At 48.6% G+C, this 26,163-nt stretch carries 26 protein-coding genes; 19 read left to right on the forward strand and 7 right to left on the reverse strand.

What is annotated here, in order from left to right:
* Positions 1-107: 107 nt before the first annotated feature.
* Both ACJJIO_RS06340 and ACJJIO_RS06345 read left to right on the forward strand, forming a co-directional pair.
* Positions 108-1,598 (forward strand): aldehyde dehydrogenase family protein, encoded by a 1,491-nt coding sequence (locus tag ACJJIO_RS06340; protein ID WP_444910483.1) that lies wholly within the window; start codon positions 108-110, stop codon positions 1,596-1,598.
* 36 nt (positions 1,599-1,634) lie between these two features.
* A complete protein-coding gene (locus tag ACJJIO_RS06345) occupies positions 1,635-2,759 on the forward strand; it encodes an alkene reductase (RefSeq protein ID WP_444910484.1) in 1,125 nt (374 codons plus the stop codon).
* A gap of 182 nt (positions 2,760-2,941) precedes the next feature.
* On the opposite strand, the gene ACJJIO_RS06350 is transcribed toward ACJJIO_RS06345, so the two are convergent.
* Entirely contained in the window at positions 2,942-3,643 is a 702-nt protein-coding gene (locus ACJJIO_RS06350) for a cytochrome c biogenesis CcdA family protein (RefSeq protein ID WP_444910485.1), read from the reverse strand.
* Complete coding sequence (locus ACJJIO_RS06355) at positions 3,636-4,037, reverse strand: thioredoxin family protein (protein ID WP_252083268.1); 402 nt, start codon at positions 4,035-4,037, stop codon at positions 3,636-3,638. Before ACJJIO_RS06355 ends, ACJJIO_RS06350 begins: the two co-directional genes overlap by 8 nt.
* Positions 4,038-4,374: 337 nt before the next feature.
* Here ACJJIO_RS06355 and ACJJIO_RS06360 point away from each other — a divergent pair, with 337 nt between their 5' ends.
* The 8 genes from ACJJIO_RS06360 to ACJJIO_RS06395 all read left to right on the forward strand — a co-directional run bounded on the left by ACJJIO_RS06360 (position 4,375) and on the right by ACJJIO_RS06395 (position 13,694).
* Positions 4,375-4,734 (forward strand): hypothetical protein, encoded by a 360-nt coding sequence (locus ACJJIO_RS06360; RefSeq protein WP_252083269.1) that lies wholly within the window; start codon positions 4,375-4,377, stop codon positions 4,732-4,734.
* 49 nt (positions 4,735-4,783) lie between these two features.
* Positions 4,784-5,347, forward strand: coding sequence for a DUF4166 domain-containing protein (locus ACJJIO_RS06365; protein ID WP_444910486.1), 564 nt, complete (start codon positions 4,784-4,786; stop codon positions 5,345-5,347).
* Positions 5,348-5,566: 219 nt separating this feature from the next.
* Complete coding sequence (locus ACJJIO_RS06370; protein ID WP_444910487.1) at positions 5,567-8,587, forward strand: DUF2339 domain-containing protein; 3,021 nt, start codon at positions 5,567-5,569, stop codon at positions 8,585-8,587.
* 290 nt (positions 8,588-8,877) lie between these two features.
* Complete coding sequence (locus tag ACJJIO_RS06375) at positions 8,878-9,615, forward strand: OmpW/AlkL family protein (RefSeq protein WP_444910488.1); 738 nt, start codon at positions 8,878-8,880, stop codon at positions 9,613-9,615.
* A 165-nt stretch (positions 9,616-9,780) separates the two neighbouring features.
* On the forward strand, positions 9,781-10,212 hold the full coding sequence (locus tag ACJJIO_RS06380) for a DoxX family protein (protein ID WP_444910489.1): 432 nt from the start codon (positions 9,781-9,783) through the stop codon (positions 10,210-10,212).
* Positions 10,213-10,290: 78 nt separating this feature from the next.
* Positions 10,291-11,262, forward strand: a complete 972-nt coding sequence (locus ACJJIO_RS06385) for a glutathione S-transferase family protein (protein ID WP_444910490.1) — start codon at positions 10,291-10,293, stop codon at positions 11,260-11,262.
* A gap of 609 nt (positions 11,263-11,871) precedes the next feature.
* A complete protein-coding gene (locus ACJJIO_RS06390) occupies positions 11,872-12,768 on the forward strand; it encodes a LysR family transcriptional regulator (protein ID WP_252083278.1) in 897 nt (298 codons plus the stop codon).
* Between the two features lie 230 nt (positions 12,769-12,998).
* Positions 12,999-13,694 carry a pirin family protein gene (locus tag ACJJIO_RS06395; RefSeq protein WP_444910491.1) on the forward strand — a complete coding sequence of 232 codons (696 nt, stop codon included), beginning with the start codon at positions 12,999-13,001 and terminating at the stop codon, positions 13,692-13,694.
* Positions 13,695-13,719: 25 nt separating this feature from the next.
* On the opposite strand, the gene ACJJIO_RS06400 is transcribed toward ACJJIO_RS06395, so the two are convergent.
* Positions 13,720-14,877 carry a flavohemoglobin expression-modulating QEGLA motif protein gene (locus ACJJIO_RS06400; protein ID WP_444910492.1) on the reverse strand — a complete coding sequence of 386 codons (1,158 nt, stop codon included), beginning with the start codon at positions 14,875-14,877 and terminating at the stop codon, positions 13,720-13,722.
* A gap of 688 nt (positions 14,878-15,565) precedes the next feature.
* Here ACJJIO_RS06400 and mbhE point away from each other — a divergent pair.
* The 7 genes from mbhE to mnhG are packed head-to-tail and all read left to right on the forward strand — an operon-like array spanning position 15,566 to position 21,302.
* Entirely contained in the window at positions 15,566-17,851 is a 2,286-nt protein-coding gene (gene mbhE, locus ACJJIO_RS06405) for a hydrogen gas-evolving membrane-bound hydrogenase subunit E (protein ID WP_444910493.1), read from the forward strand.
* The gene (locus tag ACJJIO_RS06410) at positions 17,848-18,267 is read left to right on the forward strand and encodes a Na+/H+ antiporter subunit B (RefSeq protein ID WP_252083282.1); all 420 of its coding nucleotides are present in this window, start codon (positions 17,848-17,850) and stop codon (positions 18,265-18,267) included. The genes mbhE and ACJJIO_RS06410 overlap by 4 nt, the downstream gene beginning before the upstream one ends.
* Before the next feature lies 1 nt (position 18,268).
* Positions 18,269-18,643, forward strand: a complete 375-nt coding sequence (locus tag ACJJIO_RS06415; protein WP_252083283.1) for a Na+/H+ antiporter subunit C — start codon at positions 18,269-18,271, stop codon at positions 18,641-18,643.
* On the forward strand, positions 18,640-20,160 hold the full coding sequence (locus tag ACJJIO_RS06420; protein WP_444910494.1) for a Na+/H+ antiporter subunit D: 1,521 nt from the start codon (positions 18,640-18,642) through the stop codon (positions 20,158-20,160). The genes ACJJIO_RS06415 and ACJJIO_RS06420 overlap by 4 nt, the downstream gene beginning before the upstream one ends.
* Before the next feature lie 2 nt (positions 20,161-20,162).
* Positions 20,163-20,636: a Na+/H+ antiporter subunit E gene (locus ACJJIO_RS06425; protein WP_252083285.1), complete on the forward strand. Its 474-nt coding sequence runs from the start codon at positions 20,163-20,165 to the stop codon at positions 20,634-20,636.
* Positions 20,636-20,971, forward strand: a complete 336-nt coding sequence (locus ACJJIO_RS06430) for a cation:proton antiporter (protein WP_444910495.1) — start codon at positions 20,636-20,638, stop codon at positions 20,969-20,971. Before ACJJIO_RS06425 ends, ACJJIO_RS06430 begins: the two co-directional genes overlap by 1 nt.
* Positions 20,952-21,302 (forward strand): monovalent cation/H(+) antiporter subunit G, encoded by a 351-nt coding sequence (gene mnhG, locus ACJJIO_RS06435; RefSeq protein ID WP_444910496.1) that lies wholly within the window; start codon positions 20,952-20,954, stop codon positions 21,300-21,302. The genes ACJJIO_RS06430 and mnhG overlap by 20 nt, the downstream gene beginning before the upstream one ends.
* Before the next feature lie 20 nt (positions 21,303-21,322).
* Here the strand turns inward: mnhG and ACJJIO_RS06440 are convergent, their stop codons facing one another.
* The 4 genes from ACJJIO_RS06440 to ACJJIO_RS06455 are packed head-to-tail and all read right to left on the reverse strand — an operon-like array spanning position 21,323 to position 24,080.
* The gene (locus ACJJIO_RS06440) at positions 21,323-22,423 is read right to left on the reverse strand and encodes a 5-(carboxyamino)imidazole ribonucleotide synthase (RefSeq protein WP_444910497.1); all 1,101 of its coding nucleotides are present in this window, start codon (positions 22,421-22,423) and stop codon (positions 21,323-21,325) included.
* Between the two features lie 5 nt (positions 22,424-22,428).
* Entirely contained in the window at positions 22,429-22,920 is a 492-nt protein-coding gene (purE, locus tag ACJJIO_RS06445; RefSeq protein ID WP_286036982.1) for a 5-(carboxyamino)imidazole ribonucleotide mutase, read from the reverse strand.
* Positions 22,921-22,926: 6 nt separating this feature from the next.
* A complete protein-coding gene (locus ACJJIO_RS06450; protein ID WP_444910498.1) occupies positions 22,927-23,856 on the reverse strand; it encodes a sodium-dependent bicarbonate transport family permease in 930 nt (309 codons plus the stop codon).
* 2 nt (positions 23,857-23,858) lie between these two features.
* Positions 23,859-24,080: a hypothetical protein gene (locus ACJJIO_RS06455; RefSeq protein ID WP_444903144.1), complete on the reverse strand. Its 222-nt coding sequence runs from the start codon at positions 24,078-24,080 to the stop codon at positions 23,859-23,861.
* A gap of 112 nt (positions 24,081-24,192) precedes the next feature.
* On the opposite strand from ACJJIO_RS06455, the gene ACJJIO_RS06460 reads away from it, so the two are divergent.
* Positions 24,193-25,146 (forward strand): LysR family transcriptional regulator, encoded by a 954-nt coding sequence (locus ACJJIO_RS06460; protein WP_444910499.1) that lies wholly within the window; start codon positions 24,193-24,195, stop codon positions 25,144-25,146.
* A gap of 252 nt (positions 25,147-25,398) precedes the next feature.
* Complete coding sequence (locus ACJJIO_RS06465; protein WP_444910500.1) at positions 25,399-26,163, forward strand: OmpW/AlkL family protein; 765 nt, start codon at positions 25,399-25,401, stop codon at positions 26,161-26,163.

The following is a 26,163-nucleotide window of genomic DNA, read 5'->3' on the forward strand; positions in this document are numbered from 1 at the left end:
TGTATCTTTGCCTATCTATTATTCCCACCATCGTAAGGCACAGCCACATCTGGCTGGGGCTATTTAATAGCCCAAGTAGTTACTCTTCTAATTATCTGGAGATAGATATGAGCCGACCCACTAAGCGCTTTGCTCCTCAGGAATCTTATAAATTATTTATTGGTGGTGAATGGGTTAATAGCAACTCGGGGCGTACGATGGACAGCCTCAATCCTGCTACAGGCGAATTACTGACTCGCATACCGTTGGCCGATTCAAGTGATGTCGATGCTGCTGTCATTGCGGCAGAAAAGGCGTTTCCCACCTGGAAACTTACCTCCGCTATTGAACGACAGGATGCACTGCTCAAAATTGCAGACATGCTTTCAGAAAAGAAAGCATTCTTCGCCCACCTTGAGGCATTGGAAACCGGCAAGCCAATTCGCGAAACTTCAAATATTGATATCCCACTGGCCATAGACCACTTTCGCTACTTTGCAGGGGTTATCCGCTCTCACAGCGACGAAGCGGTGATGATTGATGATCAAACCATGAGCTTGGTATTCAGCGAGCCAATGGGTGTAGTCGGTCAGGTAATCCCATGGAACTACCCTCTGCTGATGGCCGCCTGGAAGATTGCACCCGCTATCGCAACCGGTAACACCGTAGTGATTAAGCCATCCGAGATGACTTCATCCACCCTGCTGGAGCTGACCAAGATTTTCAAAGAAGTATTACCAGATGGTGTGGTGAACGTTGTCACCGGCGTAGGCCCAGAAGCGGGCCAGGCTTTACTGGATCACCCTAAAGTCGCGAAGCTGGCCTTCACCGGGTCTACCGGCATCGGCTATAACGTGGCCAAAGCTGCGGCTGATAAATTGGTACCAGCTACATTGGAGCTGGGTGGCAAGTCAGCCAATATCGTATTCCCCGACACAAACTGGGAAAAAGCACTGGAGGGCGGAGCCCTGTCTATCCTGCTGAACCAGGGACAAGTCTGTGAGTCTGGTGCCCGTCTTTTTGTGCACGAAGATATTGTTGAGCGTTTTACTACGGAACTAAAAGCCAGGTTTGAAGCCGTGAATGTCGGCGATCCGATGGATCCCAACACACAGATGGGTAGCCAGATCAGTGAAGCGCAAATGAACCGTATTCTTGGCTACATAGATGTCGCCAAAGAGGAAGGTGCAAAAATCCTGACTGGAGGTAAGCGATTACAAAAGCCGGGATTAGAACAGGGTTTTTATATTGAGCCGACAATTATTACCCATGCCGACAACGCTATGAAAGTGGCTCAGGAGGAAATCTTTGGCCCTGTGGTGGTAGTGATTCCATTCTCCTCTGAGGAGGAAGTTATAGCGATGGCCAACCAATCCGATTATGGCTTGGCTGGCGCTGTTTGGACTCAGGATATAAACCGTGCGCTGCGTGTTGCACGAGCCGTGGAAACTGGCCGCATGTGGGTGAATACCTATCACGAACTCCCTGCCCATGCACCGTTCGGCGGTTACAAGAAATCAGGTATTGGGCGTGAAACCCATAAATCGATGATTGATGCCTACACGCAGAAGAAGAATATCTTTATCAGTCTTAATGAAAAGCCCTACGGTCTTTTTTAAGCCTCACTGTAATAAGCTTTTAGCAGGAAAGTAGTTATGAAAAACGAAGCACTATTCAGTGAAATCAACCTGGGCCCTTACACCCTGAAAAACCGCATTGTGCTGCCGCCGCTTACCCGGTCGCGTAGTTCACAACCTGGCAACATCGCTAATGACTTAATGGCCAACTACTACGCTCAGCGTGCCGGTGCAGGCTTTATGGTTACAGAGGGCACGCAAATTGAGCCCCGCGGCCAGGGTTATGCCTGGACTCCCGGAATTTATTCACAGGACCAGATAGAAGGCTGGAAAAAAGTGACCAAAGCCGTACACGATCAAGGCGGTATTATTTTTGCGCAGCTTTGGCATGTGGGGCGAGTATCTCACACTTCATTACAGCCCAGCAATGCAGCGCCCGTTGCGCCGTCTGCAATCCGAGCAGATGCGGTAAAGGTATTTATTGAGACAGGGCCAGGGCAAGGTGCTTTGGCTGAACCCAGTGAGCCTCGTGCACTGACAACAGAAGAAGTTAAAGAACTGGTGCAACTCTATGCCCAGGCAGCACGCAATGCTTTGGAAGCAGGCTTTGACGGCGTTGAGCTGCATTGTGCCAATGGTTATCTTGTAAACCAGTTTATTTCTGAGCATACCAACCAACGCGATGACGAGTATGGCGGTAGCCTGGAGAACCGACTGCGTTTCCTCAAAGAGATTGTTGTAGCGGTATCAGCAGAGGTAGGCAATGATCGACTCGGCGTTCGATTTGCTCCGCTGTTTGAAAGTACCGATGAAGACCGTGTTTATCTTGGCCTGGTGGAGAGTGACCCACACACAACCTATATCGAAGCTATCAAACTGTTGAACGAGGCGGGAATTGCCTATCTATCACTAGCAGAAGCGGATTGGGAGAACGCACCGGATTTACCTGAGAATTTCTACCAGGAAGTACGAGAGATCTTTGACGGGCGCATCATGTATGCCGGCAAGTATTCCCCAGAGAAGGCTTTGCGGGTGCTGCAGGCGGGTAACGGAGATATCTTTGGTTTTGGCCGCCCTTTCATTGCCAATCCGGATCTTCCCTCACGTATTCGCAATGATTGGCCGCTCAATCAGGTTGACCCAGAAACTATGTATGGCGGTACCGATGAGGGCTATACCGATTACCCTTCTTACCAGCCATAATTTTTAATAGTTCCTTAACAGGACATAAAAAAGCCCCAGTAATTGAAGGTTACTGGGGCTTTAAATTTACTAGTAAAACTTCTTGGATTCCTGAGGTGATTTTCAGTGTTTTTCTAGACACTAAAATAACTATTAGACGCTTTGACACCTCGACTAAATAGTGATTTATTTTGAGATGATTATTAAAAACTAAAAGTCCACTCAGGAATCCAGTTCAAAGCCCAGGTTTCCAGGACTTTATCAAAGCCACTCAACACCATAATCCCAAGCAACAAAAGTATGGTACCAAGTGCTACTTTACCGCCAACAGCAAAAGTACCAACTGATGGTGATAAGCGGCTATAAATTTTCCGTGATAGCCCGCCTGCCACCAGTAGCGCAGCGCCGGTACCAAGCCCAAAAGAAAACATCACCATAAATGACTGGCCTAATTGCTGGCCCATGGAAGCAAGCGCGATTGCTGCACCTAGCGTGGGACCTACGCAGGGCAACCAGATGATTCCTGTGAGAAAGCCGATACCAAACTGCCCGGCCCAGGCGCCATCACCAGTAATGCTCGCCCCAGCGGTAACTTTCGACAAACGCAGGGTCACCCAGTCGGAAAGGGGTTTAATCAGCAGAATAAGGGCAACGGCCACAAGCAGGATTGCAGCAATATAGCGAAATAGCTCTGGGTCCAGCCCTAAAGAGACCAACAAGAAACTGAGCACAGTTCCAGCCAGGGCAAATGACAAGCTGAGCCCAATGGCGAGCGCATAAGGCCCCCAGCGCCCAGCGCTGCTGGAGGCACCAACCACCATTGGCACCAGTGGCCAAACACAGGGGGAGAGAATACTAAGTGTGCCCGCAATCAAGGCCAGGGGGATGGCGCTGACTTCAAGCATTTTCGCCGCAGGCCTTAACTGAGTTAAAGATATTCTGGCGAATAACATCAGCGCGTGTTTCAGCAACACTGAACCACACCTGCTTGTCCCCACGATAGAGCAGCAGAGTTGACTGCCTGGGCGCACGGAAATGCTTTACCCACTCTTTTTGCTTGTCGAAGTTCACATTAAGGATTGTGAGGCCGCACTGGGGGTTATCTTCCTGGAACTGCGCAAGAATTATGCCCTGCTTCTTACAGGTAGGGCACCAGTCAGCCCGTACATCAATCAATACGGGTTGCTTGGCAGCTTGCAGCTCTTTGAAGCGCTCTTCGGAGAAGGGCTCTCCGGCTGATGCGAAGGGCATAGAGAGCAGTAAGATAGCTAAGAACAGGGTGCGGTGAAATACTTTCATGCTAGTAATATCCCAAGTGAAGGGTTGAAAATTTCAATAAATAGGCAAGTTTGGCTGCTTACCTAGATTTGTCGTACTAGCTAGTAAATTTCTTACACCCGGTAGCTTTGAATATAAGCAACCTCACCTGTTCCGGAAAATCTGAGAACTGTGACAAATCTCAGGCTTCACTTATTGACTGGCTGTTCTTAACCATCTGTTGGGCCTATCTACCCACTAAGTCACTTGATTGCTGACAATATCCCTATAAGATCCCGCGGGTAATTTTTGCGACCGTAACAAGCGTGTCTCAAAGCTCTACGTCAGTATTCAATGTCAAATGGATTCAGATCGAAAAATGAACAAACTTTTTGCCCTTATAGCCATTACTCTTGCCACCGCTTCCTGCATGCAACTCGAAGTCAAACCGGGCCGTGTTATTGGCGATACCGTGGATGCGGGCAAAGAGGCTTATCAAAGTATTCAACGCAGCCGCCGCGGTGAGGAAGAGAGAGGTTTCTCCCACAAAACCAGTTACGATTCTGCCATTTCTAATGCCGCCAATATTGCAGGCTGCAAGGAAGAGCTAATGGAGGTGGTTAGTGTTTCAGACCTCGTTGTATCCCAGGTGATTTCTGAGTCTTCTGAAGTGCTGGTTAAGGATGGTGATAAAACCATTTACTGCGCAATGCGAGCCGTGGTTCGCCCTAAAGCTTGAACACTGCAGAAAACAAAAGAGTTCTAGTGATTTCTTTAAGTATTAACCAGTGAATACTGCTGTCATCAACTGGTTTGGGCCTAGTTTTAGTGAATTGAATCCACTTTTGCAGCACCTGCATACGCAAGGTGCCAAGCTGTATGGGGAAGTGGATATCCGTTTTGGTTCCGGCGTCGCCGGCTGGATTGGTCGGCGAATGGCGCACAAGCTAGGGGCTCCAACGACAGCTGGCAAAGTGCCTTTTTCTGTAGACATCCATCACTCCCCAGAAAAACTGACTTGGTCCCGCACTTTTGCCAGAACCCATACTGTTACCTCAGAGTTCCAGCCAGTAAAGACCTACCAACAAGGTGGTTACTGGGTGGAATCCACTGGCCCGGTCAAAATACAGCTAGGGGTCTCAACAGAGGGTGGCAACTGGCAATGGATACAGCAATCTGTGTCACTTTTTCGTATTCCTATTCCAACAATATTCAGGCCCAGGGTTTCCGCTGGAAAAGCCGTTGTGAATGGGCTCTACCAATTTGAAATAAAAATCTCCTTGCCATTGCTGGGCCTTATCTTTGGCTACTCAGGTACATTAAAGAAAGACGATGGAAAAATGATCGATTAAACCCGTACAGTTCACTAGGGAGCCCCTGAATAACTCCGTAATATCTCTGCAGATTTTGAAAACTGCAGGTGTTAGGCACAGCTTGCAGCGAATGGCCATAGCCCTTTGCAAGGCAGCTGTAGTCTTCAAGACCCGCCTACAGGGTTTTCAGAGGCTCCCCCGGGACTTGTTGTAAAAACAGACACGGGATAGTCTCGACCAAAACGATAAGAGCAAGTTATGGAAAGTGAACTGCTGTCGCTCCGGGCTGAACTAGCCCTACTGGAACGTGACAACCGGCGTCGGCTGGAGACCTTCGAAAGGCGACTCTCCGCCCTTGAGGCACAACTCAAGCGAGGCAATACAGAAAACAAAGATGCCTTGTCAGAAAACACTATTGGATTAGAGGATGATTTAGCCCTACTTATGGGCTCCCCCTCGGAGTCCCGGCAAACCATTGAGCCAACCCAGCCAGCAAACATACCCCTTACAACCGCGTCTGCTGAATCCAAATCAATTCCACAAGAAAACAGAAAAGTATCAGTAGTCACACCCTGGTTGCAGGAGGAATTAGCTAGCCTAGTGGCACCAGCTCTAGAACCACTGAATCGCGTGTGGGAGCCCCTTGCAAACTTTTATCGCCATTACCAGCGCCAGGGTAAGGCCCCGGTATTCTTTATGACCGCTGCCGGCATACTGGCACTGGTCTTTGGCTTTGCTTACTTGCTGCAGTTCTCTTTCAATAACTATTTGGGCCCCGCCGGTAAGGTTACCCTGGGCTTTGTTGTCGCAGCAGCCACAACTCTTGGCGGTGTGACTTTCAGCCGGCGTATGCCCCATATGGCGGACTACGGCTCTGGGCTGATAGCGCTTGGGGTGATTCTTCTCTACCTCTGCGGGTACTTTGCCGGGCCCTACTATCAATTAGTACCTATTGCTGTTGGGGTCGGCCTGTTGGTGGTGACAACGGGGCTCTCTTACTTACTGGCTTTATTGTTTGAGACACGCGTGGTATCCATGGTCACACTGCTGGGCGGCGCCACCATGCCTTTGGTGGCGAATCATTTTGATCCTTCCGCACTTGTTTATCTCAGCTATTTATTGGCTCTCGCCATGGCGATGCTGCATTTGTCCAGGCAAATACGCTGGCCACAGCTTGCGATCGTAACCATGGTACTGAGCGCAGGCATGCTGGAGTTTTCCGTCTCAAATCTGGATGAGGCTACATCTACCTGGGGGCCATTACTAATACTACACGGCTTCTTTTATGGTTTTGCCCACTACGCTCTGCGAGGACTAAGCGCTGAATTGATAGAGTCCAAAGGGCTGGAGCGAAGGCGCCTGATTATTATTGCCGCAAATCTGGTGCTGTTTATCCACATCTGCTGGTCCCTGGCACCCAGCAGCAACGCGCTGGGTGTTGTGTGGTTACTGAACCTTCTACCCTGGATAGCACTGGCTATTTATTCACGCTGGCTGTTTGGCTACAACGCCACCAGCATTTCCGCCCGTGTTGTACAGAATATGGCTCTGCTACACGGTGGATTACTGGCAGGCTTGGCGATCCTTGCGTTGTGCAGTCCCGCTTTATTGGGGATTGTCTGGTGTCTAGAGGGATTGTTGCTGATTTTTCTCGGTGCCCGTTTTGGTTTTATCAGTGTAAGAAGCGAGGGGTACATCGCCCTATCTGCAGCTGGCGTTACCATGCTGTGGCAAGCTCTGACCTGGGTAGCTGGTGGCGTTGTTCCCGCACCAATGTTGCTGTCATTAAGCGCAGATGCTGGTTGGGGTAACTGGTTGGCGCTCTGTGCGGCTGCCTTTGCATTAACCCGACTGTTGCAGCACTGCGCAGATCGGATTACTCCTAGAGAGCACCATTTAACCTCTTTCGCAGATAACGCTTTTGTGGTGTTTTTATCCGCAAGCTTTCTGCTATCTGTTGGCATCCTTTGGCCCCAGGGTATGTGGCTGCTTGCCTTGCTACCGATGGGCTTTTTAATCTGGCACGGCAAGCGCACTGGCTCAGCATTTAGTGAATGGTTTGGACTCAGCCATTACTTACTGCTGTTTATCCCACTACTGGCGAGTGCATCGATTGTGGGTAACTTGCATTTCTACGATCAAATACCTTATGGAAAGATCGCTAGTGTAGAGGCTTTCCTTAGCTTGTGGATGATTGCGGCTCTGTATAAACACCTGGATATGCAATCCACTGGCTTCTCTCTGGCACTCAATTTGCGCAAGCTGTTTTACGCTCTGGTGCCAATATTTTTCCTACCAACAATACTTTATAAGGCCAACGACTACTTCCCCATCGCCGTTTGGCTGTCTGGCGCTATCGCCCTGGCACTTTATACACGCCTGAAGCTGGAGGTATTGAAACAGGAACTGCGCATCTTAATCGCAGGGGCAAGCTTTGTAGCAATAATCAGTTGTGCCCTGCAGGAGTTCGCCAACTGGCAAGGGTTTGCCTTGAGTGGGTTGCTGTTGGGGCTGGTATCAATGGCTGCACTGTTGTGGATCGGCCTGGGATTGCGGCGGAAGCCGGTCGGCCAGGATTGGCGGTTGGCCCTGCACCGGGCACTTAAGCCACTCTTTCCATTGGCCTTTTACTATCTTGCGGCAACGCTACTTATTATTAGCTACGCGCTAAGCCGTGACTTTGCACTGGCACTTTTACTATGCCAGCTGTACTTCACCGGTCTGTATATTTTTAAACCCCAATTAGCGCCACTGCGAAACCAGTTGACCCCGCTTTATATGCTAAGTCTGCGCCTGTTTGAGTTTATTACCTTGTTACAAGTTGCAGCGGTCATTGCCAATTCCGCTAAGGCGCCAATGTTGGGACTGTATAACCTGGTCGCCCTGGGAATTGCTTCGCTGCTGGTTTATCAGCGCTTTTTCGCCAATAGAGCCGTATGGCCCGGTCGCAGGATGTTTAACCTGTGGGTGCTACACCTTACAACCATCCCAGCTTATATTGCTCTGCTGGCCCAAGTGCTGGAAACCATGTGGCTACCGGCAATATCATTTGCCTTGGTGGTGCATGCAACACTGCTACTATTCCAAACCCTAAAACCTGATACCAAAAAGTTACTGAAGCTCTCACTCATGTTGTTCGGCATTGCTGCACTAAAAATTGTACTGTGGGATATGCAGGACTTTTCCCTGATACAAAAGATTGTGGTCTGTATGTTGGTGGGGCTGTGCATGCTGGGGGCTGCATTCCAGTATCAGAAATTTCTGACCCCCAGAAATTGAAAATACCAAAAATACTGATCAGCTTATCTCAAAAATGTAATGGGCCTTTTTAGGCCCATTACTATTTACAGTTGTTAAATTAGTTATGATTTGTGTGGGGTTATACAAGAACTCCATATGCTCTATCTTTTGAAGCAATACTTACAAAGGCTTGGCACAGATCCCATCTATATATTCCTGCTAAAGACGTCTTATCACATCAAAGAACGCGTTACCCCAACCGCCAATTTGCCGACCAACTACACTGAATGCGTAACTCCATTTCGATAAAATGCGCAGGGAAGCAAGAAATGAAACGGCTTCAGTTGGCAATAACGCTTTTTGCCGCCTTACTCTTTAGTAGCCAAGCTTTGGCAGAGTATAAAAAAGGAGACTTTATAATTCGTGTTGGCGCCGCTGCAGTAGCTCCCAACGACGATTCCGACAATCTGCGCCTAAATGGCACCATACTGCCTGATACACGAGTTTACGTGGATACTGGTTACTCCGTGAGCTTTACAGGCACCTGGTTATTCGCCAATCACTGGGGGCTGGAGCTTTTGGCTGCACTGCCATTCAAGCACGACCTTAAGGTGAGTGGCCTGCCAGACCCGAATACCGGGGAACCTCTGAGCAGGGTTCGCCTGGGGGATATCAAACACCTACCTCCTACCCTCACGTTGCAGTGGTACCCGGTATGCACAGAATCCTGGGTGCAGCCATACATTGGTGTTGGAGTAAATTACACCCATTTTTTCAGCGAGCATATCAACCGTGTAGCCCAGAACTACTTTGAGACAGTTCTCGGAGCTGAATCACGGGCAAGACTCAAGCTGGACAACTCCTGGGGACTTGCCGGGGAGGTTGGTATAGATGTCGCCTTTGGCAGGGAGAGCCGCTGGTTGTTTAACGCGGCTATTTGGTATCTGGATATTGATACCAAGGCAAAGATCCATTTTCACTCTGGAGCTGATGATAGCTCTCACATTCGGGTGAATGTGGATATAGACCCATTTGTTTACTCCCTGGGTATCGGCTACCACTTCTGAGGTGTTCAGTACATCACAGCCCCCTCTTTCTATTTATTAGAATGAATAAGCCCATTTATACCAATTTTCATTCTATTAAATATCACTAAACTGCTCCTTAAAGACATCGACTACTTAGCCAAAACCCAGTGTTATCCACTTATTCACATTTTGAGGAGCATCCCTATGACCACTTCTACTTTATCCACATCCCAGACAAGTACAAACTCGAATCTGTTTGCAGACATCGCCGACCTCAGTGGGCGTATCGGCCTGGCAGCAATCTTTATACTAGCGGGAGTGAATAAGCTTCAGAACTATGAGGGCAGCGCCCAGTACTTGGCTATGGGCGGCCTGCCAGAATTCCTTCTGCCACTGGTAATCTTATTTGAGATTGGCGGAGCCCTGGCATTGATCGTCGGCTTCCATGTTCGCCTTGCCGCCCTGGCATTTGCGGCATTCAGCCTGCTAACCGCGGCCTTGTATCACCATAACTTAGCCGATCAGATGCAATTTTTGATGTTCTTTAAAAACCTGGCCATGGCTGGCGGCTTCCTGGTACTGGCCGCTCATGGCGCCGGGCGCTTAAGCATCGATAAGCGTAAAAATACCATTTGATAATTTAGCCAACATACTTTTATCTCGCCCTAGCTACCTCAGGGCCGATTAGCACAAACACTGATTCAGGAGAGAAACATGGGACTATTAGTCAACGGCCACTGGAAAGACCAGTGGTATGACACCAAAGATTCCAGCGGATCGTTTAAGCGAGAAGCTGCTCAACTGCGCAATTGGATTACCCGTGATGGCAGCGCAGGCCCCAGTGGTAGAGGTGGCTTTAAGGCGGAATCCGGGCGTTACCATTTATATGTATCTCTGGCTTGCCCCTGGGCTCATCGAACCTTAATTTTCCGCAAGTTAAAAAAACTGGAGGAGCACATCAGTGTTTCTGTAGTCAGCCCGGATATGCTTGAACATGGTTGGAGTTTTAATACCGATGAGGGCAGCAGTGGTGATTCGCTATTTGGCTATCAGTTCTTGCATCAGTTATATACACGTAATAAAGCTGATTACACTGGTCGCGTTACTGTGCCAGTACTTTGGGATAAGCTGCAAAATTGTATTGTCAGCAATGAATCTTCAGAAATTATCCGTATGTTTAATCAAGCATTTAATGAAATTAGCCGGGATACGCAGAACTTTTTCCCTGAGGAAAAACAAACAGAAATTGATACCATCAATGAACTAGTATACGAAAATATCAACAACGGCGTATACCGAAGCGGTTTTGCCACCACTCAGGAAGCTTATAAAGAAGCCTATACAAATTTATTTGATGCCCTGGATCGGGTAGAGAATATTTTAGGTCAAAAGCGCTATCTAGTAGGAGAAAAAATCACTGAGGCCGACTGGCGGTTATTTACTACCCTAATACGCTTTGATTCCGTCTATCACGGACACTTCAAGTGTAATCGTCAACGCCTTGAGGATTACCCCAACCTCAGCAATTATGTACGCGAACTATACCAGTGGCCCGGAGTTGCAGAGACCGTGAACTTTCACCATATCAAGCGGCATTACTACTTTAGTCACACAATGATCAATCCAACTCAGATAGTTCCAGTGGGACCAGATATCGATTACACCAACCCTCACAATCGGGGTTAAGCCTAGCCCAAAAAGCCGTTACTGCACACTTATCCACATATCCTTACAGTGGCCGCAACGCGGCCTCCTTTTTACTTTGGGGTCTTAAAGCGTGAGTCTGTTTGCAGATAAACCACGTCACAATAGTTTACAACTCACAGAGTTAATTACTGAGCAAGCTAATTTCGAGATTTTCCATGTACGGAATACAAAGATTAATATGCCAGAGAATATAAGACGTTGAGATTTAGCCAAGACCAATACGGTAAAGCAACAAATTTTTTCAATATCAATAGCAGAGTATTCAACTTTTCTCTATATCTGTTTCAAAAGTGACACGAGCAATACCATACTCGAATCAGAGCTTATCTTGCTTTTCATCCGACTGGCTTTGATGCATTCAAAAACAAAACCGCTAATTCGCTCATTCTCTCCTCCCCTGGACAACAAGTGTAAAGATACAACACAAGGAGATACCGACTTTTTTCTCTTTCATAGCGCCTTACCAAGCCGGAGAAATAACTACTTTAAAATCTTCACAGGAGTACCGCCTATAATTTTCACTATCATTCTGTGTAGTCAAGGAATAAAGTAGCCTTTCTGAAATGGCTCTCAGGAGAGGGAAAACTCATGCAAAAGACTACCCTTGAGCAATGGCGGATGTTCAAGGCCGTTGTAGATGCTGGCGGTTTTAATCAGGCAGCCTCGGTGGTTCACAAGAGCCAATCCAGTATTCACCATGCGGTAACGAACTTGGAAGCCGCACTCGGTGTTAAGCTGTTTGAAGTATCGGGGCGTAAGGTAGTACTTACTGAAGCTGGTCGATTAATGCTGCGTCGTGGCAAGTTCCTACTGGAAGAGGTATCTCGTATTGAGGCTATTGCCGATAGCCTGAGTGAAGGGGTGGAATCGGAGTTACGCATTGCGGTGGATGGAGCCTTTCCACAGAAGGTAGTCTTCCAGGCTTTAGAGAAAGTATCTGGAATCTACCCTCAGGTCAATATTGATATTGTGGATACTGTTTTATCCGGTACCAACGAATTAATTCAGGAAGGACTCGTAGACCTGGGCCTTTCGGCCTTTACCATGGATGACAGCCTCAACGATGAAATCTGCCGTATCAAATTTGTGGCCGTGGCTCACAATGCACATCCACTACTCCAGTTTGACCGTGAGTTGACATTTGAAGATCTAAAATCCTATCGGCAGATTATTGTGCGGGATTCGGCGATTCAAACAAACCGGGATTCCGGCTGGCTGGGAGCAGAGCAACGCTGGAAAGTAGGTAGTTTGCGTGCATCTCTAGATTTAATCACCCAGGGCATGGGGTTTGCCTGGCTGCCTATGCCACTGGTGGCTGACTCACTCAATGATGGGACTCTGAAGCTGCTTCGCTTAAAAAAAGGTGGGACACGTTCCACCAGTTTTTATATAAACTTCAAAGACCAGGATAAGCTTGGACCTGTGGCTCGGGAATTTATTGGAGAACTGCGCCTACTAACCCTGGAGATGCCAGCCTCTGAGTAATAGTGCTTATTCTTCATTTTTTCCTGCTTCCTTTCTTCTCCATAGATCCATATTTCTTTATCGCTTTCTCTTTTTTAGCATGGAAAGACGGGATAGACGAATGTTAAGTTGGAGGCCATTCATTCGATTAAGGCGAATTACTTATCCGTTTTTATCCAATATTTGTTTTCGTAACCATTATCTATCATAGCCCTATCATCACAACCAATCTTATTAATAGGGATCAGGTTATGTATTATTACAGACCCTCACAAGTACGTGGTAGAGCCCGTTTTGGCTGGCTAGACAGTAGACATAGCTTTTCTTTTGGGCATTATTACGATCCTAATCATATGGGGTTTTCTGTACTGCGTGTTATCAATGATGACACTGTTATACCTGGTGCAGGATTTGATACTCATGGCCATCGGAATATGGAGATTATATCCTACATTTTGCAGGGTGCGATTGAACATAGAGACAGTGAGGGTAACCGTTTGGTCGTATCAGCTGGAGAGATTCAGAGGATGAGTGCGGGAACCGGCATCACTCACTCGGAATACAACCACTCACAAACGGAGCAGCTTAAATTTTTGCAAATCTGGATTGAACCGAATCGCCGAGGCATAAAACCCAGTTACGAACAGCAGTCAATCCCACAACGGGATAAGCTGACTGCGCTTATCACCCCCGATGGAAGCGGAAACACACTCTCCATACATCAGGATACCAGTCTATACCGTTTGCAATTAAATACCGGAGAAAGCATTACAATACAAACCCATGAGCGGCCCGGCTACTTACATGTCATTGAAGGTGAGGCCAGTGTAAATGATAAATCTATACTGGCCTCAGGGGACGGCCTGGGTTTATTCAAGAAACAACTACAACTGAAAGCGATAAAGAATAGCATCACGGCCCTGTGGTTTGACCTACCAGCCAACTGAATTTAGGTAAGACTCTCTAAAAAAATTATTTAATCGCATGGGCAATAAACCGTTTAACGGGATCAATAGACTGCGGTTCTTTTATCGCAGGGCTGATAAAATGTGGTGCATGCAGATAGCCTTTAGCAATCAACCGAGAAACAAGAGGCAGATATTCTACTGAAACCTTACCAGTCATAAGGTTATTAAAATTCTTACAGTTTTCCATGGCATTTAACATCTGATGAAAACCTTGTAGATAAAGATAATCCTTGGTGAAGCCGCCACCTCGATAGACTCTGGTAGTAATCGTAAAGGCTAGATTTTCCTCCACCTGATATTTTTCTTTGAGCAGGATAAAAGTACGTTTAAAATCCCTCTCTTGTAACATGGATTGCACCGCAACCACCCGCAAGGCCAATACTTTTAGTCTTGGCAGAGTGAGGTATCCAGCCAGGTACTCACACAGAATCGCCAAGCCTTCCTGAGTAGTTGTATTGACCGGGCAACCCAACTCTAGAATTTTTAGCGTCTGGCTACGGGCGTTAAGAGTGGTGACCAGGTGAACCCCCAGCTCATGGTGAGCCAACGCAGATACCTCAGTTTCCGAAATATTGGCATGGGAGTTGATTTTAATCGTACTACCAGCCACCAAAGCATTGGCAATCATATGATCATCGATGAAAATATCGTAGCTATAGCCCTGTCTATTAGCGAAGTCACTGAGATACTGCATCATCTCATTAGCATTCAGAAACCGATCATCACTAGATTCCAAATCATCAGGCAAGTGCAGAATAAAATTGGCATTATTTACATCCTTATCTGTGGGCTCTCCAAAGTAACGCAAGGAGTTATAAACAAAATCATCCGTTCCCACAGAGCGAAACTGATCCAATTTATCGACATAAGATTCGATGATATCGCTATATAGCTGAGTCAGATCCTCATCTGGCAGGGATTCGACTGGAAGGGCATAAAGCAGCCGTTTGCGCTGAAATATATCCATTTTTTGTTCACGGTATACAAACTGAGGATTAATGGAAAACTTCTTCGAGAAAAACTCTTCTTTCATTGCCCGAAAATTTCTTGGCTCAATTGCCGCAAGAATTTCCACCCCACGCACCAACTCAAATAAATCTTGATCTAGAATCTTTAGCTCAGGATGTTCGTTAAGTGACCGATCCATAGTTGCATCCTTCAACCATAATATTTATGAGATTAGTGAAGTTGTTATCTTGCCCAACTACCCAGGGAGGCACTAAATAATTCTGTGATGCCTCTAGCTTTCAAAGCGGCTCTCAATCAAGACGCGGCTTCACAGGTGAGTCTAGATATTTCAAGAAGACACAAAACAAAGTGTGAATCGCTCTGAAAGCCCCGAAGAGCAGGCTTTAAAGGCTACATCCGCTGAATTCAGGGCCTGCAGAGGTATTACGCAATTTGTCAGAGACTCCCTCGATAGCAGGTATTCCACCATCAAATTATTACCCTACTTCTATTTATGCAATATGGCGCAAAGTCATACCCTCAGAAGAACACCTGACTCTAGGTAAGATAAATTTCTTAGTCGAATAAACCGGCACTCACCGAGATATTCAACCTGCCCCCCTAAATACCTTAGATTCTGTAATTGACGGATACCCTCTCCAGGCTTTTAAACAATTCTAATAAGAATTATTTCCAACTATCTGATTGAAAATTACTTTTTAAAAGGCTCATCTGAAAAGCATATATAGAAGCAGCTAGTCGCAATTTCCATTCAACTCGATACGTGCCAATTGCAAAGCATTCCAATCGACAGGAACATAATAATCTCGATACTAAGATTCCGCGCCAGCTCTATTGCCAATTCCCTCCTAAAATAGATCGAGGCAATCGGGGATGTATTGATGGGCGCAGTGGGCGACACGGAAGGTCGCAAAATCGATCAGGCTACGCCAGGGAGATGGATATCCCTACTCTCACCTGTGCTTCCGACTATTTTCACCATTATCTTAATGGTGCATATGCCGGATATTTCAGCCGGTAAGGAATTCTCCTTTGGCGTTACCTGGGTTGAAGCACTGGGAATTGACCTGCGTTTTTATGTCGATGGCCTGAGTTTCCTTTTTGCCCTGTTAATTAGTGGCATTGGAATTTTTGTTACCATCTATGCTGCCGCTTATATGCGCGGCGACATTGATTTGCGCCGATTTTACTTTTACCTCTACCTTTTTATGGTGGGGATGCTGGGTTTGGTTCTGGCGGGAGACTTAATTACCCTATTTGTTTTTTGGGAAATAACAACCATTTCCAGCTATCTACTAATTAGCTATAACAACACCAGCGCCATTGCACGTCGCTCTGCTTTACAAGCCTTGCTGGTCACCACACTAGGTGGGTTGTGCCTACTCGTTGGGTTACTACTACTCGCCTCTCTGGCAGAGAGTTTCGATTTAGTCCAGGTATTGGCTACCGGTGAAACTGTACGAGCAAGCCCTCTTTATTTACCGATCTTAATACTGATATTAATAGGCGCCTTTTGTAAGTCTGCACAGCTACCCTTTCATTTCTGGCTGCCCAATGCTATGGCCGCCCCTACTCCAGTAAGTGCCTATCTTCACTCCGCCACCATGGTAAAAGCTGGTATTTACTTGCTCGCGCGTATGCATCCAGTGTTAGCACATACCGAGTATTGGGAATGGATTTTGACTTGTACGGGTGCCGCTACGGCAGCGGTAGCGGCCTTGGCGGCGCTGCGACAAACCGATCTGAAGTTGGCCCTGGCGTATACCACCCTGATTGCGCTAGGTACCCTGACCATGTTCCTGGGCTCCGATGCCTCGGCGGCTGTGGCCGCTGCCATTACCTTTCTTATCGTGCACTCTTTCTACAAAGCGGCGCTGTTTATGGTGGTGGGCATTATCGACAAACAGGCCGGCACACGCAATCTCAACAAACTGGGCGGACTCGGTCACTCAATGCATATTACTGTGATTGCGGCTTCAGCGGCGGCTCTCTCCATGGCCGGGTTTCCACCTTTTTTAGGATTTATCGGCAAAGAGCTTAAATATGAAGGCGCTTTAGCAGTGGCCTCAGAACCGGCGCTGGTTGCCACAGTGGCGGTTTTTGTCAATGCCGTCACGGTAACCGTAGCGGGAATGGTGGCGATCAAACCGTTCTGGAAAAAAAAGCCGCAACATATATCCAATGTTCAAGAAGCACCACTGGGCATGTGGATTAGCCCGTTAATTTTAAGTGGCTTGGGCCTTACTTTCGGTATGGCGCCAGATCTTGTTGGTGGCGGCTTGGTAGAACCGGCACTGAGCGCAATTCTGGGAATCCCAGAGACCATCAAGCTTAAGTTATGGCACGGCATTAATATTCCCCTGCTGATGAGTATTCTCACTTTTGTTTTAGGAGTCACCATGTATCTGGGCTTACGACGCATGCGTGCTTGGTTGGCCTGGGATTTCAAATATGCGCCCACCAATGCCGATCAGTTGTGGGATAAATCTCTGGATTTACTCAAAGCCTTTGCCGCACTACAAACCCGTATACTACAAAACGGTATTATGCGGCGTTACCTAACAGTAATTTTTGTCACTGTGTCCCTGGCCCTCGCTTATGCCCTGATACGCAGTGGACAATTTCCTATGGAATACGCTTGGCCACGTCTCAACCTAAAGGAATGGGCCGCCCTGTTATTGACCGTGGGAGGGGCCTATATGGCGGGCTCGGCGCGCAAGCCACTTATTGCCATCTGTGCCCTGGGAGCCCTAGGAGTGGGAATTGCCCTGATCTACTTATTTCTTGGCGCACCGGATGTCGCGATTACCCAACTACTAGTAGAAACCCTTTACCTGGTATTGGTTGCGGCAATCCTGCCGCGCCTACCGGTATTTAATCCCGGTCGCAAGGTATTGTTCCGCCCACGAGATGCCACCCTCGGCGCGGTTTTAGGTCTACTGGTCACCTTCAGCTTACTTGCGGTACTACAGACACCTCTGGAGAGCCCAACCACCGAGTTTTTTGAGAAAGCATCGGTTCCGGAAGCCCACGGCCGCAATATCGTCAACGTCATTTTGGTGGACTTTCGAGCACTGGACACATTTGGAGAAATTATTGTGGTCTTTACTGCGGCTGTGGCTGCAGTCACTCTGCTAGGCCATCAATTGCGGCGAGGTAAGCAATGAATTCCCTGATACTTCAAACCGCAACCCGAGTACTGGTAGCTCTGATTCTATTGTTCTCTATCTATATGTTACTGCGTGGGCACAATTATCCAGGAGGAGGATTTATTGCTGGCTTGATCGCCGCCTCCGCATTTGCCTTATTTGCCATCGCTTGGGGCATGGAGTCCGCACAGAGTGCCCTAAAGATTCCCCCGAGCACTTTGGCTGCGAGCGGTGTACTCATTGCCGCAGTTTCCGGAATGCTGGGCCTTTTTTCTGGTGAAGCGCCATTCTCAGGACAGTGGCTGCAGATTACCGGTGGTAAAAATACTGGCGGAATCACTATTAGCAATGTACTGATTTTTGATATCGGGGTTTATTTCGCAGTGCTCGGCGCTGTGTTGACCCTGATTTTTGCCCTGGAGGAGTCCAACTAAGATGGAAGGTCCACTCGCTCTCGTTGTTGGCATTCTGATCGCTACCGGTGTCTACCTGATGTTGGCCAGAAATTTACTACATTATCTTTTTGGGCTGATACTCATTAGCAATGCCGCCAACTTGGCAATATTTGTCGCGGGGCGCGTCACTCGCGCCGCCCCTCCCCTAATTCCAAAAGGCATGGAAGTTGCCCCTGGGCCAATTTCCAACCCCTTGCCTCAGGCATTAATCCTTACCGCCATTGTGATTGGCTTTGGCCTACTGGCCTTTGCTCTGGCCCTGATTGCTCAGGCCTATAAAGTACTCGGCACCCTGGATGTGGATTCGATGCGTATTGCCGAGCCGGTTTTGCCCAAGAGGGATAAATCCCCTTGAGTTGGTTACTGGCCCTACCCTTCCTAGTACCAATCCTTACCGCACTCGCCACTTTTCCGGCGCGAGGGCGAAAGAGCCTGTGTGGTGCTATTTCTGTCTTTGGCTGCACACTTCTACTCGGTGTGACCTTTATCATTCTGTACTTGGTGGAAACAGGCGGCACCCGTGCGGCACAGATGGGAGATTGGGCTGCGCCATTCGGTATCACTCTAGTCGCAGATCGGCTGAGCGCCATTATGCTACTGATTAGCGGTATCGTTGGATTCTGTGTATCGGTCTTTTCCCTCTCTGATATCAGGAAATACCGGGTTAAACTGGGCTTTCATAGTTTCTTCCAGTTATTACTGGCTGGAGTTTGCGGTAGTTTTATTACTGGAGATTTATTCAACCTGTATGTCTGGTTTGAGGTGATGCTGATTGCCTCTTTCGCATTGCTGGTGCTTGGTGGAGATCGTATTCAACTGGATGGCGGAATTAAATATGTAGCACTTAACCTAGTTTCCACATTGCTAATGCTGACCTCTATCGGCATGACCTATGGGCTAACAGGCACCTTGAACATGGCCCAGCTGCATGTCTCTTTAACCACTGTGGATAACCCCACTGCTGTTTCTGCTCTGGCGGTGTTATTTATCTGTGCCTTTGGTATTAAAGCTGCCATTTTTCCATTATTTTTTTGGCTGCCCGCCTCTTATCATGCACCACCTGTCACAGTGACCGCAGTTTTTGCCGGCCTACTTACAAAGGTAGGGGTTTACGCTTTAATCCGCACCTTCACTCTTATTTTTCCCAGTGAGCTGGAGTTCCCCCACACTATTTTGCTGGGCACTGCATTATTGACCATGCTCACCGGCGTATTGGGCGCAGCTGCACATTATGAATTTCGTAAAATTCTCGCATTCCATATCATCAGCCAGATTGGCTTCTTGGTACTGGGCTTGGCACTCGATACGCCACTGGCATTGGCCGGAGCGATCTTTTATACCATTCATAATATCGTCGCCAAAACCAATTTATTTCTTATCAGTGGTACTGCCAAACGCCTGACAGGCAGTTACGAATTAAGCCAGATTGGAGGCCTCTATCGGGCCAGTCCACTGCTTTCTGTTTTTTTCTTTATCGCCGCCTTCAGCCTGGCCGGTTTTCCACCGTTGTCGGGTTTCTGGGCCAAACTATTGCTATTGAAGGCAAGCCTAGATCTAGACGCTTACTGGGTTGTGGCCGTGGCCTTAATTACCGGAGCCCTGACCCTGTTTTCCATGAGCAAAATTTGGGCGGAAGCTTTTTTAAAGGACCACCCGAAGGACTATTGTCAGAGTTTAAAGAATATTCCCCAGCAGGATCGCTACCAGCGCCTATTGCCGGTGGCATTACTAGCCCTGATCACTCTAGTGCTCGGGCTGGTACCGGGCCCTTTAATCGACTACTCACTGGCCGCGGCAGGGGAATTGTTGAATCCAAGTGATTACATTGAGGCAGTACTGGGAATGGAAACCCAATACGCGGGGAACCACTGATTATGCGCGTATTTTTACTCAATTTAATATTGGCCATTAGCTGGTCGGCCCTGACCGGTAATGCGACACTGACAAACTTTTGTTTTGGTTATTTTGTCGGTTATCTGGCATTGCGGGTTTCGCCCAAGATCCCTGAGGGAACCAAGTACTTCCAGCGTCTACCCCGTCTAATCCGCCTAGGCAGTTTTTTTCTACAGGAACTGGTACTTTCAAGTTTACGTGCAGTCTTGGAGGTGTTCTCACCAAAATTACAAAGTCGTCCACAGGTAGTGCGGCTACCTCTAGAAATAACCGATCAAACCCAGATTTTTATACTGGCGAATTTAATATCACTCACACCGGGAACGGTAGTTCTGGAAATCACTCCGGATAACTCTGAATTTTTGGTACACACTATGTTCGTTGATGACCCAGATATTTTTCGTGAGGAAATTCATCTGGGATTTGAGAAACGCGTGCGGGAGGCGTTTTCCTGATGCACAGTACTATCGTTGATATCAACGCGCCGCTAATCGTAGCGGCCATTAATGTCTCATCACTCATTTTATTACTGGCTCTGGCCATGTGTTTTATGCGAATTTTTCTCGGTCCAACACTGGCAGACCGGGTTGTAGCCCTCGATGTGCTGAATATTCTTGCAGTGGCCTATTGCGCTCTGTTGGCGATTGCCTCGGGAGAGCCAGCCTATCTGAGTGCGGCCATTGCCCTGGCACTGGTAGCCTTCCTGGTGAGTGTCGCCTTCGCCCGCTTTATCGAGAAAAGCGGAAAAAAGACCGTATTGCAAGAGGGAAGTGGCAGTGGTATTCGATGAGGTTTTTATTGCTACCCTTTTGCTAGTGGGCAGCCTATTCGGTTTTAGTGCGGCTTTGGGTTTGTTACGAATGCCGGATTTCTACACTCGCATGAGCACTTCGGGCAAAGCCGCCACCCTGTGCTGCGGACTGTTACTGGGGGGCGTAGCCGCAATGTTCCACGATACCCAAGTAACCGCACGCGCAGTGGCGGCGCTGCTATTTTTGCTCTTCACTGTGCCCATCGGGGTGCATATGATTGCGCGAGCGGCCTATCGGGTAGGCACCCCTATGTGGCGAGGCAGGACCGCCAGTCCCCGCTTCAAAAACCCGAAGAGGGACTTAAAGTAGATCCTGCCCAGGTGAGTTAGTTACTGCTGATAGAGATCGGCAATCATCGCCTCACAGCGCTGAGCCAGCTCTTCTGAACTGTCATCCACTAAGAGCACATGGCCCATCTTACGCCCGGGACGGAGCGTCTTGCCGTAGAGCCAAACGCCCTCATTCTTGCCTGTTGGCGCTCGATCCACACCAAGCATATTGACCATGGCAGCGGGTCGTGGGCACTCGGTGTCACCCAGTGGCATATCCAATATCGCACGCAGGTGATTGGCAAATTGGCTGGTGTCCGCACCCACTAAAGTCCAGTGACCGCTATTGTGGACCCGTGGCGCAATTTCATTCACCAGCAAGCCTTCACTGGTGACAAAGCACTCCACTGAGAGTACGCCCACATAGTCCCAGTCATCCATCAGCTTTTGCAAATAGGCACGGGCACTGGCCAATAATTGCTCATCCTGATAAGGCGCCTTGGAGAGTAACAGCGTACCTTGGCGATGCAAGTTCTCAGTTAGTGGGTAAGTCTTTACTTCCCCTGAAACAGAGCGGGCACCGATCAGGGAAACCTCACAGGAAAAATCTACCGAGGCTTCCACCACGCAGGGCAGATCTTTGGCCTCTTCTATGGCTTCCTGCAGCTCTGCTGCATCTTTCACCCGCCACTGGTTCTTACCGTCATAGCCATTTTCACAGCTCTTGATAAACGCTGGATAACCGAGCTTATCCAAGGCATTCAGTAATTCATCGCGCCCCTGCGCCGGCATAAAAGGCGCAACCGGAAGACCACTCTCAGTAAGTGCCCGCTTCTCTCTCAAGCGGTGTTGGGCTTTCTCAAAAACATGGGGATCTGGGTAAACGGGACAGAAGCGTTGCAACGCTCTCAACAGCGCCACATCCACCTGCTCACGCTCGGCGGTAATCACCTCAGGGCAACCAAGTGCCTGAAATAAATCCTCGCCACTGCCCGCCTCATCCAGCCTGACTATTGTGCCGAGACCTTCAACACAACCCGCGTCCTCGCCCTTCTCCGCCAGGAAACTAAATGTAATACCGAGGGGCTTACCCTCTTGTGCCATCATCTGCGCCAGCTGCCCGCAGCCGACAATAGCGATATGTCTGGTTACTTCACTCACTGACTTCACTCCACCGTTAGCGGAACCTGGTCAGTTTGACGCTCGCGCCAAGCGATCAGTCGCTCCTGTAGTTCAGCATCGCCCAGGGAGAGCATCTGTGCCGCCATCAGGCCCGCGTTATAAGCCCCAGAGGCACCTACCGCCTGGGTAGCTACGGCGATACCTTTGGGCATCTGCACGATGGAAAGAAGGCTATCCATTCCGGTCATAAAACGGCTTTCAACAGGCACGGCAATCACTGGCAGCGGGCTCATAGCGGCAATCATTCCCGGCAGGTGGGCAGAGCCACCAGCTCCGGCAATAATCACCTGGGTGCCGTTTTTGTGGGCTTCACTGGCGAATTCCACCAGACGCTGGGGGGTTCTGTGAGCGGACACAACCGCAGTGGCAAAAGGAACCTCCAGCTCGTTCAAGGGTTTGGTGGCATTGGCCATGGTGGGCCAATCCGATCGCGACCCCATAACGATGGTGACTTTTTCAAAGGGCAGTGATTTCACTTGCGGCTAACTCCAATGTTGAACAAACGCCAGGTAGACGGGAATCGCCACCAGGACATTGAAAGGGAACGTTATCGCCAGGGACAGTGTGATGGACACGCTGGCATTGGCCTGCGGCAGAGCCACAGACATAGCTGCGGGCACCGCGATATAGGAGGCGCTGCTACCGAGTACTGCCAGCAGGAAAATTCCTCCCGCCGACAACCCCAGTAATGCTCCCAGGGCACCCCCGGCTGCACCGCCTAGCAGGGGCATAAATATACCAAAACTCAGCAAGAACGCACCCTGCCCGCGCACATCTGCCAGTCGCGCCGCCGCGACTCTGCCCATTTCCAGCAGAAAAAGAGCCAGTACACCGTGAAATAACTGGCCAAAGAAAGGCATTACTGTTGCAGTGCGCTCACCGGCCCAGGCGCCGATGGCGATCCCGCCAAGCAGGAGAAGAACCCCCTGATTGCAAGTCAGTTCATGAGCCAGGCGCCCCTTGTTGCTGTTCAGCATCGATTTCCGTGCTAGAAGAATTCCCACCACGATAGCCGGAACTTCTAGCAGGGCAACAAATAAGGGGAAATAGGCTTCATAATCGATACCCTTCGCCTCCAACAGGGCCACCGCCACAGCATAGGTTGCCACACTGACCGACCCGTAGTGGGCTGCAGTAGCCGCTGCATCCAGCCGACTCCATTTGCCTATCCAATAGAGAAGCGGGAAGGCCAACAAAGGAAGCAGTGCACCAAAGGCCAAAATTGCGAGAGATTGAGGAATCAGGGTGGAAGCGGAATAAGTACTGAGCGCCGCCCCACCCTTGAGCCCTATAGCCAGCAGCAGAAAGATCACACAGCTTTGGTAGAGACCGGTGGGCAGGCGTAAATCACTACGTACCAGCTGCGCCAGAGCCCCAAGGATGAAGAAACCAACTACAACATCCAGCTGCATGATCAGTGCTTCCCGCGCTTGGAGCGATCACGGAGTTCAGATAGGGGTATTCGAATTTTCTGGGGAACACGCTTCATTAGCACGTACCCCACATTGGCAAGCACCACCACCAGCCCCACCACCATTAGTGCGGCGGCATCAATACCAACCAGCACCAATATCCATCCAATGGACATAACTAACAGTCCTACCAAGGTACCAAAGTAAAGTTGTGACTTGTGCATGCAGAGGCCCCCTATAGATTGAAGTGGGCGCATTATCCCTAGGTAGACCAATAGATAAAAATAGATAATGATTATGCTAACTATCATCTTTTATCTATGAATAAGAAAAATCATGTTATCCAGCAGAGCTCACTCCCGCATCGGCACTGTCAGGCAGTTGGAGGTTTTACTTACAGTATATGAACACCGTAGTATCAGTGGCGCCGCAAAAGCGCTGCACCTGACTCAGCCCAGTATATCCATGCAGTTGGCCAAGTTGTCTGGTGCCGTAGGCTTGCCCCTCTACTACGCCGTAGGCAAGCAATTGCAATTCACTGAAGCCGGACAGACTCTGGTGGACAGTGCCCGAGAAATCCTCAAGAGCTATGAATATCTGGAATTAAAGCTAGCCAGACTGCGCGGTCTAGAAACAGGGCGTTTACAACTGGCAGTCGTCACTACCGCCAAATATTTTATTCCCCACCTGATTGGCGAATTTTACGAGCAGCATCCAAAGTTGGATATTCTCTTTCGCGTGGGTAATCGTCAGCAGATCATCGACTACACCAGTGAGGATGAGGATGATTTTTATGTGTTCAGCCATCCTCCCAAAAACCCTGATCTGGAATTGGTGGAATTCCTGCCCAATCGACTGTTGGCCATAGCACCGGAGAAGCACCCGTTAGCAGGTAGAAAAAAAATTCCCCTTGAAGAGTTTGCCAGCGGTCCCTTCCTGCGGCGAGAGGAGGGCTCTGGAACCCGTCACGCCATTGAGCGTTTCCTACAGGAGAGACATATCGACCTCAATATTCGCATGACCATCGAAAGTAATGAAGCGATAAAGCACGCTGTAATGTCAGGGCTCGGGGTATCTATTCTCTCCGAACATACTCTCGCATTTGGCGGCCATTCCGGCCTGTCAATTTTAGAAGTGGAATCACTGCCAATTATTACCCATTGGTATCTGGCCAGGCGAAAGTCCCGTCCATTATCTCCTGCCGCCGCAGAATTTCTTGAGTATGCCCGCAACCTTGAGACGGTACCGGTAGAGAGCGGTATCGCTTGGCCTCTATCTCCCAATCAATAATCCATAGTGTAAAAGCACAGAAAAATTCAGTATTTGAATTGGCTAACTCCGCACACAGGTTAAACCTCTTGGCTGATAGCCAATCTTCCACCAAAAAATCCCGATTTAATACTCGTCAAATTTCCTCTGCACCTGCCGAATCCTGCTACTTTTTGGATACCTATTGGTGAGTCCAAAATCACCAGTTATCTAATGCAACGAGAAACAATAAATGGCGCCGGCCGTCATCGATTTTCACAGAAAGGTATAACGATGAAAATCCAGGGAATAATTTTCAGACTCTTTATATTCCTTTTAGCCACAAGCACAATCAGTGTTAAAGCTCAGGAAGATTGGCGCAACATTGACTGGGGTGAATTTATAGTTCGCTTCGGGCTCAGTTATGTTGCTCCTAATGATGCCGGAACTTCACTGAAATACCGCGTATTACAACAATGGGACTTATATAATTCGACCTGGGAAATAGACACAGCACAAACTTGGCAAATTTCCGGAGTATGGCGCCCCTCAGACCGCTTGGGGTTCGAGCTGATGCACATCAACAGTGCTGCCTATGATGTGACCCTCGACAACTTTACTGGCAACCCAGGCAGCAGCCAAATTCAACTGGGGGATTTTAAGGTATCAACCACTCTCGCCTTTGCTAACTGGTATTTTCTCGATCCATCCTATTTTTTTAGACCCTATTTTGGCGCCGGTATTAACTATACCGATTACCATACAGTTTCTATCAGCCGACAATTTGATGAATATTTGATGGACTCAGGTATGTCAGTGGCGCCCGGGGATCTTAATATGGGACATTCCTGGGATTGGGCTCTTCAAGGGGGAATCGACTTCAACCTAGATTTCCGTCAATTTCGTTATCCTCTGTTAATTAATCTGGCGGCTCTTTACTACTTATCAGATACCGACCCCACAGTTAACTTCCCCACAGAGTTAGGATCAGACCGCCTCTACGCACACTTCGATTACAACCCCTGGATCATCAATGTTGGCATTGGCACCAAGTTCTGA

This window comes from Microbulbifer mixtoriginis (SeqCode) (genome assembly GCF_052467235.1).